Origin of the sequence: Litorimonas haliclonae (assembly GCF_965138505.1) — a bacterium.
Taxonomy (GTDB): Bacteria; Pseudomonadota; Alphaproteobacteria; order Caulobacterales; family Maricaulaceae; genus Litorimonas; species Litorimonas haliclonae.
Genome location: NZ_CBCSCO010000003.1, coordinates 17997 through 36740 on the forward strand (window position 1 = coordinate 17997; position 18744 = coordinate 36740).

Here is an 18744-nt window from a genome sequence, read left to right on the forward strand (position 1 = left end):
CTAAAACGCGCCGCCTTCATATTCTTCCGGTGCCAAATTGCCGAATTTCGTCAGGTCAGCGTTAAACGACAGCTTTACCGTGCCGATGGGGCCGTGTCTTTGTTTGCCGATAATGACTTCGGCCTTGCCCATGAGCTTGTCCATATCCTCTTGCCACTGCATATGCTCTTCCGTTCCTTCGGACGGTTCTGCCCGGGCGAGGTAGTATTCTTCGCGGAACACAAACATCACAACATCGGCGTCCTGCTCGATCGAGCCGGATTCGCGCAAGTCAGAAAGCTGCGGGCGTTTATCGTCGCGTTGCTCGACCTGGCGAGAGAGCTGCGCCAGAGCGAGAACAGGGATGTCGAGTTCTTTCGCCAGAGCTTTGAGGCCCTGCGTAATCATGGACACTTCCTGCACACGATTGGCCTGACTATTCATGGCGTTCCCGCCCGTCAGGAGCTGGAGGTAGTCGACCACAATCATATCGAGCCCGACCATACGCTTCAGGCGGCGCGCGCGGGCAGATAAGGCCCCGATCGAAATCCCGCCCGTATCATCAATATGAAGGGGAATACGGCTGATTTCGTCGGCGCTGTCGCGAATATGTTCATATTGTTCGGTATTGATGTCGCCGCGGCGAATACGGTGAGACGGCACGCCCGAATGTTCGGCGAGCAGACGTGTGGCGAGCTGCTCACTGCTCATTTCGAGCGAGAAGAAGCCGACAATCCCGCCATCCGTCGTTTTCTCGACGCCGTTTTCATCTCGTTCGCGACGGAACTTCTTGGCGATGTTAAACGCAATATTGGTCGCGAGCGAGGTTTTCCCCATAGACGGACGTCCCGCCAAAATGATGAGGTCAGAGCGGTGCATCCCGCCAAGCTGTCGGTCGAGATCCACAAGACCTGTCGAAGTGCCGGAGAGGTTGCCGTCCCGCGTAAAGGCGGCGCTGGCCATTTCGATGGAGTGGATGAGGGCGGTCTCGAAGGTGACAAAACCGCTCTGCGTCCCGCCTATTTCTGCGAGGTTAAAGAGCTGGCTCTCCGCTTGTGTGATTTGCTGGCGCGCATCCATCTCGCTTTCCGGATTCGTCGCTCCTTGGCGAATTTCGTCCCCAAGCCGAATAAGTTCACGCCGCATGGCGAGATCAAAAATCAGCTTGGCATATTCGGGCGCGGTCGCGCCGGGCGGGGCCGAGTCGAGTAGGAGCGCCAGATATTCGACGCCGCCAATATCAATCAGGGTTTCGTCTTGGCTGAAACGGTTTTTAAGGACAATCGCATCGGCAAGTTTGCCGTGCTCGATCAGGGTCGAGATGGAGTCGAAAATACGAACGTGGATGGGATTGTAGAAATGCTTAGCCTGCACAATACCGCTGACGCGGTGATAAATTTCATTGTCATAGAGGAGGGCGCCCAAGAGCGCTTGCTCGGCCTCGCTACTGTGCGGAGTCGTGTCGAGGGAGGTGTCTTCGTTGTTTTGTTCTTCTGCAAATACCATTGCTCACCCCTAGGCCGATTCTACCAAGTCGGCACTAGAACAGATACAGAACAACGCCCCCTAGAGCAAATGAGTTATACATGGGGATAAGTAATGGGGATAACGGGGATAAGTTTAGAGACTACCCTTCACGCCTCGACAGAAACGCCAGACGTTCAAACAGATGTACGTCCTGCTCATTTTTGAGCAAAGCGCCGTGAAGCGGCGGGATCATTTTTGTTTTGTCGGTCTCGCGAAGTGTTTCCGGATCAATATCTTCGACGAGCAGCAATTTCAGCCAATCCAGCAATTCGGAGGTGCTTGGCTTCTTCTTGAGGCCCGGCATGGCGCGGACTTCGAAGAATCGTTTCAGCGCGGCGGAGAGCATGCGGGTTTTGATGTCAGGGAAGTGAACCTGCACGATTTCTTTCATCGTCTCTTCGTCCGGGAACTGGATATAGTGGAAGAAGCAGCGGCGCAGAAACGCGTCCGGCAAATCTTTTTCATTATTCGACGTAATGATGATGATGGGGCGCTGTTTGGCCGTAACGGTCTCTCCAGTTTCGTAAACGTGGAAGCTCATCTTATCGAGTTCATGCAGGAGGTCGTTCGGAAATTCGAGATCAGCCTTGTCGATTTCATCGATCAAAAGAATAGGGCGCTTCTCGCTGATGAATGATTCCCAAACCTGCCCGCGTTTGATGTAGTTTTCGATATGATGCACGCGGTCATCGCCAAGCTGTGAATCCCGCAGACGCGCCACCGCGTCATATTCATAGAGGCCTTGCTGCGCTTTGGTCGTGGATTTGATGTTCCATTCCAAGAGAGGCGTGTCCAGAGCTTGAGCAATTTCATGGGCGAGAACGGTTTTTCCGGTTCCAGGCTCTCCTTTAATGAGAAGGGGGCGTTCCAGCGTAATCGCCGCGTTCACCGCCATTTTCAGATCCTGTGTGGCGACATAATCTTTTGTACCTTCAAATTTCATAATCGTCTCGTATCCGGGCTATTTTTAAAGGGGTCTATCTACGTTTCACATAGAGTGACGCAAGCATCAATTCATTGTCATAAATATTTCTGCATTGTTAGATTGCGCGTCTGAATGACTCACTTTATAGCCAGCGCGACAACGGAAATCGCCTCACAGAAAGGCGCGTTGTGAGGGGTGTTTGTGGAAAATGTCATAAGGGGTTTCAATATGACTAAGACAACCAAAAAGCCGGTAAATGTGCCTGCAAATTACGAACCATCGGATGATGAAGAGTTCATGAATCCGGTTCAAAAAGAATATTTTCGTCAAAAGCTACTGGCTTGGAAAGCCGATATCGTCGCGGAAACGCGCAATACGGTTGAATATCTTCGCGGCGAGAACGTCTCCCATCCAGATCCGGCCGATACGGCGGCGGCCAATGCTGACCGTCAGTTGGAGCTGCGTACAAAAGATCGTCTTCGTAAGCTAACCAATAAAATCGAAAAAGCCTTACGCCGCATCGAAAACGGGACTTACGGTATTTGCGAAGAAACGGGCGACCCGATCGAGCTTCGCCGTTTGGACGCCCGTCCAATCGCGACCCTGTCTCTAGAAGCGCAGGAAATGCACGAACGCGGTGAACGTTTACGCGCGGGGTAAGTCTATACATTAAAAACCGAATCGAGGCGGGTTTATCCCGCCTTTTTTTATACCATGAGCCTCCAGCTTGCCCGAATTAACCTAGTTTAAATTGGAATTTATTGTTTTTCCTCAAACATATAGCTCTTTTCAATAAATAATTATTGATAAACAATAATTCTCGTCCTATACAGTCTTCAGAAACCGATGTGCCAGTCGGTAAGGAGACGACATGACTGATTCAAACAATACCCTCAATCCGTCCGGATATAAGTCCGACGCCTATGCCTCGAGCGGAGACCTTCCGAGAAAGAAGCTTTGGGTCTGGCGGGTCATTGTTTTCGTGTTGCCTGCTCTTGTCTTGATGGCGGCGATTGTCGGCTTTATTGCCATGGGGGCGCTTAAGCCTACGCCGGAGGAAAAAGAGGATGTGGTCAAGGCCATTCCGGTTCTGACCGCTAATACATCGCAAGAAGACGTGACTTTAACGGTGGACGTTCAAGGCGAAGTTCAACCGCGCACGAAGATTAATCTGGTTCCCCAAGTCGGGGGGCTCGTCACCTATATGTCTCCAAAATTTATAGAAGGCGGACAATTTAACAAGGGCGATCTGCTCGTACGTATAGAGCCGACGGAGTATGACTTGCGGGTTACGCAGGCCAGAGCCGAGGTGGCGCAGGCCGAAACACAGCTCAGCCGGGAAACATCAGAATCTCTTATTGCCCGTCAAGACTGGGAAGAGTTGGGCCGGAACGGAAATCCGAGCTCGCTGAGTTTGCGAGAACCACAGATGGCGGAAGCTAAAGCGAGGCTTGCCTCAGCAAATGCACGCCTCGCCGAAGCCGAACTTCAGCTCAAACGAACATCGCTTTATGCGCCGTTTACGGGCCGCGTCACAATACGTCATATTGATCAGGGTGAGTTCGTCTCCGCTGGCACGCGTCTGGGCGAGATATATTCGACCGAGGTCATGGACGTTCGTCTGCCCATGACCAATGAAGACTTGCGCCGGGCGGGCCTGACGCTCGGGTTTGAGGCCTCTAACGATAATCCCGGATTGCCTGTGACACTCTCCGCCAATGTCGCCGGAAACTATAGTCAATGGGATGGACGGATTGTTCGAACCGATAGCCATTTCGACAGCCGAACTCGCGTTCTCTACGCCTATGTAGAAGTTGAGGATCCTTTCGGGGGCGGCGCGGATAACGGAACCCCGCTCGCGCCGGGTATTTTCGTCAATGCCGCCATCGCGGGGCAAAAGCTACAAGGCGCGCTGGTGGTTCCCCGTACAGCCCTTCGCGGGGATAATACGGTCTATGTCGCCAATGCCGACGACACGCTGAGCATTAAAACCGTCTCTGTGGTGTCCTCTAATCGGGAGCAGGCAATATTGGGCGGTGGGCTGGCATCAGGTGAAAAGGTCGTTACGTCGCCTATTAGGGGGGTCGCGGACGGAATGAAAATAGAGGTGGTAGAGCCGACAAAAGCCGTAGCTTTTAAGACGTCTCTTGAGGGAGGCAAAAAATGAACAAGATCATCAAATGGTGGGCAAGCAATCCCGTCGCGGCTAACCTCCTTATGATAGCTTTGCTCCTCGCGGGTACTGTTAGCTATTTCCAAATTGAGCGAGAGCTTGACCCCTATGTCGAATTTCCCGGTGCCTGGACTTATGTGTCTTGGCCTGGTGCGTCTCCGCAGGACGTCGAAGAGCAAATTATTGTTCGCATGGAAGAGGCGCTTTCCGAAGTTGAAGGCGTCAACCGGATGTGGGCGTTCGCCGGAGAAGGCGGCGGCTCTGTCACAGTTGTAGGTAAGAACGGCGTCGATGAAGCCAAACTCATGGCCGACGTGAAGCGCGCCGTGGATGCGATAAATGCGTTTCCCCCGGCGGCCGAAGAGCCGCAGATCAATATATTCAGGAACCGGGATGAAATTATTCGGTTAGCTGTCTCTGGTGATAACACGGTGTCCGAACGAGAGCTAAAGCGCTTTTCCGAGAAGACCCGTCGTGAGATTGCACTGCTGGAAAATGTTCCGGCGGTCGAATTGTTCGGCGTCAGGGGCGAAGAGGTCTCGATCGAAGTGTCCGAGGATGCGCTTAGACAATACGGATTGACATTAGGCGAGGTAGCCCAAGCGGTTCGCGGCACCTCCGTGAATGCGTCCTCCGGTACAGTTCGAACGGATATCGGGAATATGCAACTTCGCACCCGCAACCAGGCCGATACTCAAGAGGATTTTGAGAATATTGTTGTTCGCCAAGATGCGGGCGGCGCACTCATACGGGTTAAAGATGTCGCAACAGTGATCGACGGGTTTGAACAGGTCAATCTGATGGCAACCGTCAATGGTAAACGGACAGTTTTAGTCCAGATCCAAAGCGGACCGAGCATGGACATCGTTAAAATGTCCGAAAATGTAAAAGAATATCTGGCGAAGAAAGCCGACACTCTTCCTCCCGGAATAACGATTACGACTTGGGAAGATGACGCAGATCAATATGTCGGGCGTATTTCGACCATTGCGAAAAACTTTCTGATGGGCTTGCTCCTCGTCGGGGCGACTCTTTTCTTGTTCTTGCGGCCGATGATTGCCTTTTGGGTGAGCGCCGGAATTGCCGCGGCTTTTGCCGGTGGATTGGCTTTGCTTCCGCTTTTCGATGTTTCGTTTAATATGATTTCGACCTTCGCGTTCCTTCTGGTGATCGGAGTGATTGTGGACGATGCCATCATTGTCGGCGAAGCGATCCATTTCAAAACCGAAGAGGGCGAGAGAGGCCTGAACGCGGCGGTGAACGGGACGCAAATGGTCATTAAGCCTGTCATTTTCGCGGTTCTGACGACCATGATTTTCTTCGCCCCGTGGATGTATTTGTCAGGGGGAACGAGCGAGTTTACCCGCGCAATTTCGCTGGTTGTAATTTTTGCGCTTTTCTTCTCTTTGGTTGAGTCGCTCCTTATTCTTCCGGCGCATTTGGCCCATCTGAAACCCGTCAATCCGCAAAGCCGGATTATGAAAATGCAGGGCAAAATTTCAGACAGCCTCATGACATTTGCGCAGAAGGTCTATCGCCCAACGATTACGGCGGCCTTGCGTCACAGATATTTAACGGCGTCTCTATTCCTCGGTATGATGATATTGACGATTGGCGTTGTGGCCAATGGCTTGGTGAAATCCTCTTTCTTTCCAGAAGGAGAGTCTGATCAGGTCGAAATTTCCGTCGAGCTACCCGAAGGTACGCCATATTCGCGAACGCTTGAAGTCCTTGCGCAGCTTCAGACGGCCGAAGAGACCTTGAAAGAAGAGATCAAGTCCGAAGATGGCGATTTGATTGAGAATTGGTACACGCGGTCTCGCGACAATAACGTCCTTGCCCTCGTCAAACTGGTTCCGCCGGAAACGCGCGCCCTATCGGCAAAGGAAACAGCCGAACGCTTACGCGCGCTCATCGGCGAAATTCCGGACGCAGAAACCATCAACGTGAACTACCAGAGCGGCAATAATGGCCCGCCCATCGAATATGTTCTGAATGCGAAGGAGTTTGATGACTTGGAAGCGGCCGCCGACGATCTGATGACCCGTCTGCGTAGTTATGAGGGCGTGTTCAATGTCGTCAATGATATGGAGAGCGCGACAGAAGAGGTGCAGTTCGATCTGAAACCCGGCGCGGAAAGTCTCGGCGTTACTGCGGCGGATGTCGCCCGTCAGGTCCGGCAGGGATTCTTTGGCGAAGAAGTTCAGCGTTTGCCGCGAGACGGCGAAGATGTGCGGGTTTATGTCCGCTATCCGCGTGTTGACCGTGAATCGCTCGATTTCCTCAAAAGCATTCGCATCCGAACAAATGACGGACGGGAGCTTCCACTAGACGCCGTGGCTGACCTGCGCTTTGAAAAAGGCACCAACCAGATTTTACGTCGCGAACGTCAACGCGCAATTATCGTTTCGGCGGAAGTTGTTTCGGAACGAATTGATGAAATCCGTAAGGAGCTTAATGAAGGTTTTTTTGACGAGTTTGACACACTCCACCCGAATGTCACGCGCGGTAATATCGGGAGAGCGCAAGGCGAAGCGGAGTTCCAGCAAGAGCTCATGATCTTTATGCTCATCGCGATTGGCGTTGCTTATTTCCTCGTTGCGGTATCTTTTAAATCCTACGCGGAACCTATCCTCATCCTGCTGGCCGCGATCCCGTTTTGTTATTGCGGCATGATTATCGGTCATCTGACCATGGGCGCGACAATGTCCCTCCTGTCCCTCCTGGGGATGTTCGCGGCCGCGGGTGTGGCGGTGAACGACAATCTGGTTTTGCTGGATTATGTTCACCGTCTCCGCGAAAAAGGCCTGGACGGGGCGCAGGCTCTCGTTGAAGCGGGCACGCGGCGCTTCCGGCCGATCCTACTGACCTCGCTTACAACCTTTGTCGGCTTGTTGCCGCTGATGATGGAAAAGTCCTTACAGGCGCAGTGGCTCATTCCGATTGGCATTAGCCTCGCCTTTGGCGTTATATTTGCCCTTTTCGTAACGCTGTTCTTTGTCCCGGCGCTGTACGGTATTGGGGCGGATATCCGCCGCTTTTTTGTCTATCTGATAAATGGCAAGGAGTATGAGACGTTCACTAAATCCCTCAAAGAAGCGGATGAGCCCGTTGAACTTCCGCCTGTGGTGGCGGCGGAATAAATTTCAGCCTCCTCGGTCTTTGCGGGGAGGCGCTTTAAAGCTTGAACGCCAAGGAGATCAAATCTTCTTTCAATGCCTCCGGGGACGGACGGGCTAAGACCTTATCCACGTCGTCATGAGTTTTACGCCAGATCGGAACGGCTTGGGTCAATAGATCCAGTCCGTCTTCTGTCAGGGAAAGACGGCGGTTGCGTTTATCCTCGGGGTCTTTTGTGACGACAACCAATCCCCGTTTTTGCAAGGGTTTTAAATTGGCCGTAAGGGTCGTTCTGTCCATGGCAAGAAGATAAGCAACGTCACTAATTCGGGGCGCCCCCGGGCGGTTTAAAGAGACCAATAAAGAGTATTGTCCTTGCTTTAAGTTAAGGGGACGAAGCGCCTCGTCAAAGCGTCTAGCAAGCGCTCGCGCCGCGCGTTGAACATGTAGACACAGACATCGATCGCGCACTTCGTGCGTCACGGAAAGGGGAAGGTCATCTCTCATGATCTCAATATAGGTTGACATCAACCTAATGTCAAAGTAATAGGTGCCTAACCTCACTCATAAGAGGTGTGAATAAGGTGAAAGAGAACGTTGCTCATTGTGAGGAGGCTATAAGTCATGGCCGGACTACAGAAAAAAGTTAGAACCTGCCTCTGGTTTGAAGGGAATGGCCGCGAGGCGGCCGAGTTTTATGTCTCCCTTCTGCCAGATAGTCACATAGATGAGAAATTTACGGCCTATGAGGATGAACCGCTCGTTGTGGAATTCACCCTCGCCGGCGCGCCGATGATGACGCTGGATGGCGGGCCTATGTTTAAACACACTGAGGCGGCCTCAATCAGCGTCCTGACTGAGGACCAGGCAGAGACGGATAAGCTGTGGGAGGCTCTCACCGAAGAGGGTGAGGAGAGTATGTGCGGATGGCTCACCGATCGTTACGGCGTGTCTTGGCAGATTACGCCCAAACGAATGGTCGAGCTCGTAAATCATAACGATCAGGCGGCGGCGACCCGCGCGCGTGAGGCGATGTTTCAAATGAAGAAAATCAATATTGCGGCGTTAGAAGCCGCGTTTCTAGGAGAGTGAAATGACTTATGTAGATGTTATGATTTGTGCCGTGCCAGAAAAGAACAAAGAAGAGTTTATAGAGCATTCCAATAACATTATCGGACTTTTTAAAAAGCACGGCGCTCTCGCCGCTGCCGACTTTTGGCAGGATGATGTCCCCGACGGAAAATTGACGTCTTTACCTATGGCTGTGAAGAAGGAAGAAGGCGAAGTTGTCGTCTATTCCCACATCATCTGGCCGTCCAAAAAGGTTCGGAATGAAGGCATGCCCAAAGCGATGCAAGATATGGAGGCTTCAGAAGAGGCGCACAATATGCCTTTTGACGGAAAGCGGATGATTTTCGGCGGGTTTGATCAGATTGTCGAAGGGTGAGCTTTTGGGCACGTCTTTATTTAAGCCAGAAAAGATATAAATTATGAGTGTTGAGAAAATAGAAATTGAGGCCCTTATTAAAGCGTCTTCCGACAAAGTGTATCAACTTTGGACGGATCCTGATCATATAACAAAGTGGAACTTTGCCTCTGATGACTGGTGCTGCCCCAGAGCAGAAAATGAACTCCGCGTTGGTGGAAAGTATAAATCCCGGATGGAGGCTAAAGATGGTAGTTTTGGTTTCGATTTTGAGGGTGAATATGAAGAGGTAAATCCTTCCGAAAAACTTGTCTATTCCATGCCTGATGGCCGCAAGGTTCAAACCACGTTTGAAGAAGAGGCTGGATCAACCCGTGTAACGACGCAATTCGACCCGGAAGCCCAAAACTCCATCGACATGCAACGAGAGGGTTGGCAGGCGATCTTAGATAATTTCAAGAAATATGCTGAAACACGCTGATTAGCGTTTGTAAGGCGGCTCTAGAGCCGCCTTAAGCTAGTAACTATATTTCAAGGCGACCCCGTATGTGCGGGGTTGGCCGCGGAAAGTGTTATAGCCAATAAAACCGTAGCCGGAGACAGCGTAGTCTGAATTGGACAGGTTACGGCCCCAGACACCGACCTCAATTCCGTTATTCAGCAGTAAGTCGGCAGAGGCGTCTATCGTCTCGTACCCTTCCTGCTTGCGTGTTTCCAAGCCTTCGGCATCCAGAAAGAATTCGCTTTGATATTTCCCGCTGCCGCTGATCCTCGCCGACATGTTATTGCTGAAAGGCCATTGATAGCTGGCGGAAAAGATCGCGGAAAATTCGGACGCGAAAGGCAAAGCTTTGCCGTCGAAAATATCGGCATTTTGTGGAACATTCGGATCTTCATCCTGCTGGATTTCCGTTTGCAGCCAAGTCACGCCACCGTTCAGGTCAAGTCCGTCAATCGGCGTCCAGTGTCCTTCGGCTTCCAAGCCGTATGATGTGGCTTTGTCGAGGTTTGAAAGGGAGTTTGATGTAAAGCTCCCGCCATCATCCAAATCAAACGGTACAAAGATACGGGCCTGCGGGCTGTCGTAGAATTGATAAAACCCGGCGAGGTCGAATGTGAGGCTGCCGCGCGTGAGTTTCGATCCGAGTTCAAAAGCGTTCACGGTCTCCGCGCCGAAAAGGCCTTCATCGAAAAAATGGGTCGCATTGTTAATAACTTCGCCGTTAAAGCCGCCGCTCTTATATCCATTGGCAAAAGAGGCGTAAAGAAGTGTATCGTCTGAAATATGGTAATTCAGACCCAAATTTCCGGACAGGCGTGTGTCTTTGATTTCATTGTCTCCGATAGCGAGGCCCAGCCCGTCCCGATTGTTCAAGCCAAGCGTTCCGTCATCAAAATAATGGCGGCCTTCTCCGCGGCCCTGTATGTTTTCATAAGAAAGCCGTCCGCCTATGACTGCTTCCAGCCGGTCGGTTATATCGAAACTATTATAGGTAAAGAGCGCCGCCGTTTTTCGCGATTGCGTAATCAAAGACTGAAGAGAAAAAGCTGTGCCATCTGAACGAGGTGAGGGACCAACCCGTCCGGGCGCGCCGACGTAAGAGCAAGTGCCGATAAGAGCCACCGGGTCAAGCGGGCCGCAATAAATCAGATATTCCTGATCGAAGTCTTCGGCCTCAAGATAAGCCCCGATCATCCATTCGGCGCGCTCGCCGACCTTGCTCAGACGGAACTCCTGACTGACTTGGGTGAAATCGCGATCATAGCGAAGATTGGAGTTCAGCGTAGAAATGCCAAACGGTGCGGGCGTCCCGTCAAAGTCAAACCCGTAATTCTGTGAATAGCCTGTATAAGCGGTGAGCGAGACAAAATCGAGATTTCCGAAATTCTGACGAAGCTGCGCCGAAGCGCCGTAAAACGCATTGTCGGTGTCTTGTATGCCATCAGGCCCAACTGAAATTTCATGCTTGCTGACGTCCAGGCTGTCATTGAGTGGAGCCGTGTTGATGCCGTTATCTTCGGCGTAATGTACATTCAGCAGAATTTCGGTTTGGTCAGAGGGGGTCAGGAGGCCAATTGCGCGAAGTCCAAACTCATCTTTTTCACCGCCGCCAGCTTCAGGGGCCGTAACATTTGGGTTCGTAACGACATTATCCAGAGCCGCGTCTTGCGACAAATACCGTCCGGATAGGCGCAGAGAGAATATATCGCTGACTGGGAGAGTCGCGCCGGCGTTGAGGTTGATACGTTCAAAATTTCCAAATTCAGAAGAAAGGTAGCCTGAGCTCTCCTGGCCCGGCAGGACAGAGTTGAAGTTGATGGCGCCGCTGGAAGCGTTGCGCCCATAAAGCGAGCCTTGCGGGCCTTTGAGGATTTCAGCGCGCTCTATGTCGAATAAGAGCGGACTGGTCTGAACATTGGTGGCCTGGTAAACGCCGTCGACATAAACGGCCGCGGCGGTTGGCGTGAGAGCTTGATGATCCACCGCGCCAATACCGCGAATTTGAAACGCGACCTGACTGCCATTTGCAACGGCCGCTTGAAGGCCAGGGACTTTTTGCGACAACTCTTCTGCGCCGTTCAGCACGGACAGGTTTTCCCCGTCGATAACGGTCACGCTTAGTCCGAGGTCCTGGACTGATTTTTCAATCTTTGTGGCTGTTACGATGACTTCATCATCCGGCGTCTGAGCGTAGGCAGAAGGGGCCGCCAGCATGAGTGCGGCAAGGGAGAGAGGGGCAGAATAATTATGTTTTTGGAGTTTTGGCATGAGGTCTCACTTTTGGGTCGTCCGGATATCCAACAGCCCGCGGCGTTATAGATGTTGGAAGCCGTAGGGAACCCCAAGAGGGTAAAAATTCCAAAGGAAAAGGCGGTTTCGTGCAAAACCGCCTTTTAAAATCCCAGTTTTGCAACTGTATTTTGTAATGTGCTTTATTGCGCTAAAGTTTCTTCAATATAATCATCGACCAATTGTTCGAGGATATTGAGCGGAACAGCTCCGTTTCTCAGGACAACATCGTGATATTCACGAATATCGAAGTCTTCTCCGAGCGCTTCCTCCGCCCGCGCGCGGAGTTCCTGTATTTTCAGCATCCCGATCTTATAGGCGGTCGCTTGACCTGGCATAACGATGTAGCGTTCAATCGCATTTATCGCGTCACCTTTGGGATTTGGCGTGTTCTCGACGAGCCAGTCAATGGCCTCTTCGCGCGTCCATTGCTTGTCATGTAGTCCTGTATCGACGACCAGGCGGCCAGCGCGCCACAGCTCCATTGCGAGACGTCCAAAGTCGGAATAGGGATCTTCATAATACCCCATTTCCTTTGGCAGATATTCTGAATATAGGCCCCACCCTTCAGAATAAGGCGTATAGCTGCCAAATCTACGGAAATCGGGTATGCCTTCCAATTCCTGGGCGATAGCGATCTGCATGTGGTGCCCCGGAATGCCTTCGTGGTAAGCCAGAGCTTCCATCTGGTAAGTCGGCATATCCTTCATCTCATAAAGATTGGCGTAGTAGTATCCTGGACGGGATCCGTCAGCGGCCGGGCGGGAGTAAAACGCTTTGCCAGCGCTTTGTTCACGGAAAGGTTCAACCGCGCGAACTTCAAGCTCGGCCTCCGGCTTTCGCAAGAAGACGGAATCGAGATCGCCTTCCATGATATCAATCAGCTCAGTCGCTTCTTTCAGATAACGCTCTTTGCCTTCTTCGCCGGAGTAATAAAATTGTTCGTCCGTGCGCATGAATTCAAAAAACTCATTTAACGTTCCGTCGAATTCCACTTCTTCCATGATCGCGCGCATTTCTTCGTGGATGCGGTCGGTCTCGGAGAGGCCAAGGTCATGGATTTCTGTCGGCGTCATATCCGTCGTAGTCATCTGGCTCAGGCGATGGGCGTAATAAGCGCCTCCATCAGGGAGCTTCCAAGCGCCGTCATCTTCAGTGGCCAGGTCTTGCTGACGGAGGAGTTCTGTTTTCAGAGCGGCATAAGCCGGCTGCACATGGTCTTGCAGAGCCGTAATGGCGTCAGAATAAAGTGCTTCACGTTGTTCGTCATCTAGATCGAGCTCATCCGTTTTTTTTTGGAAGTCGGCGAGCATTAAATTGAGCTCTTCTGTATCCTCAAACGGGGCGCCGGACATGATATTGTCGACATCTCGCAAAACATGCGCATAAACAAATTTCGGAGGCAAGATGTCTTTGTCGGCGCTATTTTTGGAATTTTCGACGACTTGCCCAAGCTTGGTTTCAATTCCTCTTAGCCGGGCAATGTAAGCTTCTGCATCTGCGACAGTCTCAATTTTATGCTGGTTGAGCAGGAAGGTCGGGATATTGGCATGGGCGCCGAACATTTGGTTAAACCGATATTGATGATCAAACCATTGCTGCCCCGCTAAAGCGCGTTCAACATTATCGATATAAAGGTCATAAGAAAGCTGATGAGACGGGTCCAGATCGGCGCGGGGGAAGTTTTCTTTCATCTCTTCCATGGCGCGGCGGCGGCGGTCGAGTTCATTCAGATAAAAAGTTTTGGACTCGTCATTCCACTGATCCATCTTTTCTTTGCGGCCAAGTTGGGCGAGCATTTCGGGGCGTTTGCTGAGATAAATTTCGAAATCTTCCGCAAACCAGGCGTCCAGCTGCTCATTAATTTGGGTTTCGGTTTCCACTGTCTCAGCGGCAGGCGGTGTGTTTGTCGCTTCTTTAGGAGTTGTTTCGCTTTGACAGGCGGTCAGTGCCAATAGGCTCGCGCCTAAAATAAAGGTGTGTTTGATAGTCATCGATTGTCCTCTTTCTTATAATTTTTTTTAAGAATCTTTTTTATCTGTGAGCCAATTATCGACATTTTTTTCTAGAATATCTAGGGGCACAGAGCCATTGGCTAGTATAACATCATGAAATTCAGCAAGATTAAAGTCCTCTCCTAACGCGTCTTCTGCGCGCAGTCTCAGCGCCTCAATCTTTAATTTTCCAATCATATAGGTGGTTGCCTGGCCCGGCCAGACGATATAGCGGTCAATTTCTGCGCGAATATCGCCTTCGGGGTTCGGGATATAATCGAGATAATATTGAACGGCTTCTTTGCGGGTCCATTTTTTGGCGTGAATACCCGTATCGACAACTAGACGCGCCGCGCGGAAAATCTCCATAGAAAGCTGTCCGAATTTTGCATAAGGATCAGTGTAAAGGCCAAGTTCGTCCGGCAGGCTTTCGGCGTAAAGACCCCAACCTTCAATATAGGCCGTATGTCCGTTCAATGTTCGAAAGCGCGGAAGATCACTCAATTCTTGTGCTATAGCGATTTGCATATGATGGCCGGGAATACCTTCATGATAAGCCAGAGCCTGCTGCAGATAGGTCGGCTGATCGGCCATATTTTTCAGATTTATGTAATAAGTTCCGGGGCGCGAGCCATCCAATGCCGGGCTGTCATAAAAGGCCCCGAATGCTGTGTCTTCGCGAAAGGGTTCAACCCGTTTGATGACCATACCTGCTTTGGGTTGGGTGATGAAAAGTTGATCTAACCGGCCCTTCATATCCTCAATAATAGCTGCGGCATCAGTCATGTAAGCGGTTCGGCCTTCCTCCGTATTTGGATAAACAAACAGCTCGTCTGTGCGAAGGTATTCGAAAAATTCTTTCAGCGTTCCCTCAAACCCGAGTCGAGCCATTATTGCTTTCATTTCGGTCTGAATACGGCTCACTTCTGCGAGTCCGATTTCGTGTATCTCTTCTGCGGTGAGGTCAGTCGTGGTGTAATGTTTTAGGCGCGCCGCGTAATAGGCGTCTCCGTCTGGGAGTTTCCACGCGCCAACATCTGAACTCGCACTGGCCTCTTGAGCATTGAATAAGCTAATTAAGCGTTCATAGGCCGGCTTGACCGACTCGCCCATCGCCATTTCTGCCTGAGTGTAAAGCTTGTCCTTAGCGCCGTCACTTAGGTCGAGAGCTTCGACTTTTTCCTTAAAGTCAGCATAAAGTGGGCTCGGCGGATCCTCATCAAAGGGATAGCCAGTGATGATATTTTTCGAGGCCGTTCTTACTTTCTCATAAACGAATTTAGGTGGCTCTATTCCATACGCAAACTGGGCTTCGGCGCGGTCAGCCGCTTGGCCGAGATATCTGTCAAACGCATTCAATCGGGCGATATAGGCCTTGGCATCTGCCTCGTTATCAATGGTGTGGAAATTTATCAGGAAGGACGGGAGGTCTGATTGCGGCCCGCTTATATGCTGGAACACATAATCATGTTTGATAAAATCATGTTGCGCCAGCTTGCCTTCGGCGCCGTACTCATAGAGCCGGTAAGACATCCGGGTTTGCGGGTCGAGGCGGTCAATATCGAAATTGCGCCGCATATCTGCGAGCCATGCCTTGCGCAGAGCAGCTTCCTCTTCCAGCGCCATGATAGAAATGTCGTCTAACTTATCCTTGCTTGTTTCCATCCCAAGATAGGTTTGGGTCTGAGGGGAACGGGCCAGTTCGTCCTCGTAGCGGGCCTTGAACCACTCATTCAAAGCCGCGCTTTCTTTGCGCACGAGCGTTTCGCGCGAGGGGCTGTCAGAGCTGGGAAGACAAGCGTTTAAGGACAAGGCGGAGAGGGAGAGCCCAAGAGCAAAGCTAAGGGCCAGAGATAGGCGGCGAAATTTGCGGACGGGGCTGTTCATCTATGAGGGAATATCACACTCTGCCTAGTATGACAGGCTAGTTAATCGAAATTTATAGGGCCCGCTGTGGCTATTCACAGAAATTAAGGTGAGCCTTGCCTCTGAATCTTGTTAAGTCATAAGACTAACAGAGTGATTCGTGATGAAATATCCTGACGTAAAATCTTTCCGTCCGATAAGTCTTCGAGACTCCACCCTATGAGGGGAGGAGCCGAAGGACAGACGGTTGCGCCTGAGCGCAAAGCCGGGCTTGATTGGTTCTGGCTACCTATTGCCGGATTGTCGCTGATTGTCTTGGCGTGTGCTGGCCTCGCGGGGATGAACGCAGCAGCTCTGGGCTGGTTGGGCATCAGTTTCATTATGGGTTTGGCGGTGACATCCGCGATTGCTGTTATTGGCCTGCTGGCCGTGCGGCGTAAATCTGTGCCGGGGGATCGCCGCCAATCTGTCCGTGGAAACATATATTCCCAAGCTTTTTTCGACAGTTCAGAGCCAGCTTTAATTACGCAGAATGGAAAGCCCGTTCATGCCAATCAAGCTTATTTTGACTTTGCGCGCGATTTGCGCGGTCCGCACTCAGAAACCGCCGCCGATAGAGCCGGGCCGCCAGGCATTGACCGAATTTTTTCTTCGACTGGCGATGATATGGCCTCTGCTATTTTTAGGTTGCACCACATTCGTCCGGATAGTTCAGGGGCTGAGGAAATCATCGACTATCTGAGCCCCGAGCTTGGGTTGCGGCGTTATAAATTCGCTGTCCGCCGATTGAGCGAAACGGCAGGACAGCTCGGCGGAGAAAGTTTTCTCTGGCAAATATCCGATGTGACCGAAACTCAACCGGTCGGGGACAGTCTTTTGTCTCATGCGCCGGTCGGTCTGTTCTCCATTCGCGCAGACGGAAATATCATTGCCATGAATAAGGTCTTGTCGCTGTGGTTGGGCGTCGAAGACGATCCGCCGCCGTCTCATATCCGCGAGTTTATCGAAAACCCGGAAAGCCTTTTGCAAAGCACCGCTGTTGCCGGACGAACCGTGCGGACAGATACGCGGCTTATCACCCGGAAAAACATTGTCACGCCGACAATCATGGTGGGAAGTTGGAAGGCGCTGGACGGAGGAAAGCTGATTTGTAATGTGGCGCTATATGGTCACTCCACGCTTGCGCAGCCAAATGTCGAGGATAGGGGGCAGGGAGCCAATAATGACCAAAGTCAGAACCTGACCCACTCCGCCGCTCCCTCAGACAGTAAAGGCGGCTCTGAGCAATCTCTGTCCGGGTTTGCTTCTGCGCCTGTTGGCATGTTGGAGCTTAGCCTGGCTGATCTCTCTACGCCCCTGGCCGAGGCGAAATTGGTGAAAGCCAACCCGGCTTTTGAGCGGATGAGCGAAGGGTCTGACCGGGATGCCGAAACCTTCGGAGAATTATTTGTTCCGAACAGTACAGAGCATCGCATTTTTTTAGAGCTGAGTCCGGACCAAACGGATGCCGACAAGCCCTTTGACGCTGTATTGCTGGGAACTCAGTCTTTGCCAGTCAGCGTCTATATTGTGCCAGATAAACGCCAGACGCCTCGGCACGTTGATCCATCAGCCGACACGTCGTCAAATCAAGAGAAAAGCCGCGCTGTTTGGGTTTTTCTGGTCGATGTCAGCGCCCGAAAGTCGCTTGAAGATCAGTTGGTTCAGAGCCAGAAGATGCAGGCCATTGGCCAGCTTGCCGCTGGTGTTGCGCATGATTTTAATAACCTCCTGACCGCAATTCGGTTGAATACGGACGAGCTACTGCAGCGCCATCCAGTCGGCGACCCGTCTTATCCCGAGCTTCAGAACATTAACTCCACGGGTCTTCGCGCCGGAGCCTTGGTGAAAAAGCTATTGGCCTTTTCGCGTAAGCAAACGCGGCGCATGGAGATGCTGTCGGTCACGGATACCCTGTCGGATATGGTTGTGACGCTGCGCCAGACGCTGGGCGAGAAAGCCAAGCTGGTCATGGTGCATGGCCGAAACCTGCCGCCTGTTATCGCGGATAAGAGCCAGATAGACACAGTGCTGATGAATCTCTGCGTGAATGCGCGGGACGCCATGGCCGAGCAGGGCGGCGGAACGATTACCGTCAAAAGCGCGGAGTTGATTCGTAGCGAGATTAAAGATCCGGTTTTAGCGGGATCACTTCGAGGCCTTCCGGGCGACCATTTTGTAACCATTGAAGTCTCCGATACCGGCACAGGGATGAGCGATGAAGTAAAAGCCAAGATTTTCGAGCCTTTCTTTACAACCAAGGAGCAGGGCAAAGGCACCGGTTTGGGGCTGGCAACCGTATACGGCATTGTTCAGCAGACGGGCGGGCATCTGGACGTTCAGAGTGAGCTCGGTAAAGGCACGACATTCCGAATTACACTGCCTGTTGCGGACCCGTCTAAACTGCCTGCTGATGTGGAGCCGGTAAAGCCTTCCGCGCCTCTTGAGCCGAGAAAGCCTGCAGATTTGGCAGGGCAGGGCACAATCCTATTTGTCGAAGACGAAGCCAGCGTACGGGTTATCGCGGCTAAAACTCTGCGCAAGCGCGGCTATACCGTGATAGAGGCCGAAGACGGAGAGGAAGCTTTAGAGATTTTGGAAGACGGCGACCATACATTCGATATGATGATTTCCGATGTCGTCATGCCGGGCATGGATGGCCCGACCTTGCTAAAAGAAGGACGATCGCTTTTAGGTGACGCTAGAATCGTGTTTATTTCCGGATATGCGGAGGAGCATTTCTCTGATTTACTGTCTGAAGAACCAGACGTTACCTTCCTACCAAAACCGTTTACTTTGGTACAATTGGCCGAAAAAGTGAAATCCGAGATTGGTGAGGCGCAATAAAGTATAGGAAACTCAAAGGCTTAGCATAAAAGTTAATTTGTTCTATTTTTGTTCTTG

Annotated in this window: 13 protein-coding genes; 7 read left to right on the forward strand and 6 right to left on the reverse strand. The window is 51.6% G+C overall.

Annotation, left to right across the window (positions count from 1 at the left end):
• Together ACNA05_RS07365 and ACNA05_RS07370 are read right to left on the reverse strand one after the other, a co-directional pair.
• Complete coding sequence (locus ACNA05_RS07365; protein WP_415810795.1) at positions 1-1485, reverse strand: replicative DNA helicase; 1485 nt, start codon at positions 1483-1485, stop codon at positions 1-3.
• Positions 1486-1606: 121 nt separating this feature from the next.
• On the reverse strand, positions 1607-2449 hold the full coding sequence (locus tag ACNA05_RS07370; RefSeq protein WP_415810796.1) for an AAA family ATPase: 843 nt from the start codon (positions 2447-2449) through the stop codon (positions 1607-1609).
• A gap of 210 nt (positions 2450-2659) precedes the next feature.
• Between ACNA05_RS07370 and dksA the strand changes: the two genes are divergently transcribed.
• From dksA to ACNA05_RS07385, 3 genes are all read left to right on the forward strand, one after another.
• Positions 2660-3091 carry an RNA polymerase-binding protein DksA gene (dksA, locus tag ACNA05_RS07375; protein ID WP_415810797.1) on the forward strand — a complete coding sequence of 144 codons (432 nt, stop codon included), beginning with the start codon at positions 2660-2662 and terminating at the stop codon, positions 3089-3091.
• A gap of 211 nt (positions 3092-3302) precedes the next feature.
• Entirely contained in the window at positions 3303-4598 is a 1296-nt protein-coding gene (locus tag ACNA05_RS07380) for an efflux RND transporter periplasmic adaptor subunit (protein ID WP_415810798.1), read from the forward strand.
• On the forward strand, positions 4595-7747 hold the full coding sequence (locus ACNA05_RS07385; RefSeq protein ID WP_415810799.1) for an efflux RND transporter permease subunit: 3153 nt from the start codon (positions 4595-4597) through the stop codon (positions 7745-7747). The genes ACNA05_RS07380 and ACNA05_RS07385 overlap by 4 nt, the downstream gene beginning before the upstream one ends.
• 34 nt (positions 7748-7781) lie before the next feature.
• Here ACNA05_RS07385 and ACNA05_RS07390 read toward each other — a convergent pair whose 3' ends face one another.
• A complete protein-coding gene (locus ACNA05_RS07390; protein WP_415810800.1) occupies positions 7782-8252 on the reverse strand; it encodes a MarR family winged helix-turn-helix transcriptional regulator in 471 nt (156 codons plus the stop codon).
• A 96-nt stretch (positions 8253-8348) separates the two neighbouring features.
• On the opposite strand from ACNA05_RS07390, the gene ACNA05_RS07395 reads away from it, so the two are divergent.
• The 3 genes from ACNA05_RS07395 to ACNA05_RS07405 are packed head-to-tail and all read left to right on the forward strand — an operon-like array spanning position 8349 to position 9631.
• A complete protein-coding gene (locus ACNA05_RS07395; protein WP_415810801.1) occupies positions 8349-8816 on the forward strand; it encodes a VOC family protein in 468 nt (155 codons plus the stop codon).
• 1 nt (position 8817) lies between these two features.
• Entirely contained in the window at positions 8818-9171 is a 354-nt protein-coding gene (locus tag ACNA05_RS07400) for a DUF1428 domain-containing protein (protein ID WP_415810802.1), read from the forward strand.
• Positions 9172-9214: 43 nt separating this feature from the next.
• On the forward strand, positions 9215-9631 hold the full coding sequence (locus tag ACNA05_RS07405; protein ID WP_415810803.1) for an SRPBCC family protein: 417 nt from the start codon (positions 9215-9217) through the stop codon (positions 9629-9631).
• 36 nt (positions 9632-9667) lie between these two features.
• Here ACNA05_RS07405 and ACNA05_RS07410 read toward each other — a convergent pair whose 3' ends face one another.
• From ACNA05_RS07410 to ACNA05_RS07420, 3 genes are all read right to left on the reverse strand, one after another.
• A complete protein-coding gene (locus tag ACNA05_RS07410; RefSeq protein ID WP_415810804.1) occupies positions 9668-11920 on the reverse strand; it encodes a TonB-dependent receptor in 2253 nt (750 codons plus the stop codon).
• A gap of 164 nt (positions 11921-12084) precedes the next feature.
• The gene (locus ACNA05_RS07415) at positions 12085-13935 is read right to left on the reverse strand and encodes a DUF885 domain-containing protein (protein WP_415810805.1); all 1851 of its coding nucleotides are present in this window, start codon (positions 13933-13935) and stop codon (positions 12085-12087) included.
• Positions 13936-13962: 27 nt separating this feature from the next.
• Positions 13963-15822, reverse strand: a complete 1860-nt coding sequence (locus ACNA05_RS07420) for a DUF885 domain-containing protein (RefSeq protein ID WP_415810806.1) — start codon at positions 15820-15822, stop codon at positions 13963-13965.
• A 198-nt stretch (positions 15823-16020) separates the two neighbouring features.
• Here ACNA05_RS07420 and ACNA05_RS07425 point away from each other — a divergent pair, with 198 nt between their 5' ends.
• A complete protein-coding gene (locus ACNA05_RS07425; RefSeq protein ID WP_415810807.1) occupies positions 16021-18687 on the forward strand; it encodes an ATP-binding protein in 2667 nt (888 codons plus the stop codon).
• Positions 18688-18744 lie beyond the last annotated feature (57 nt).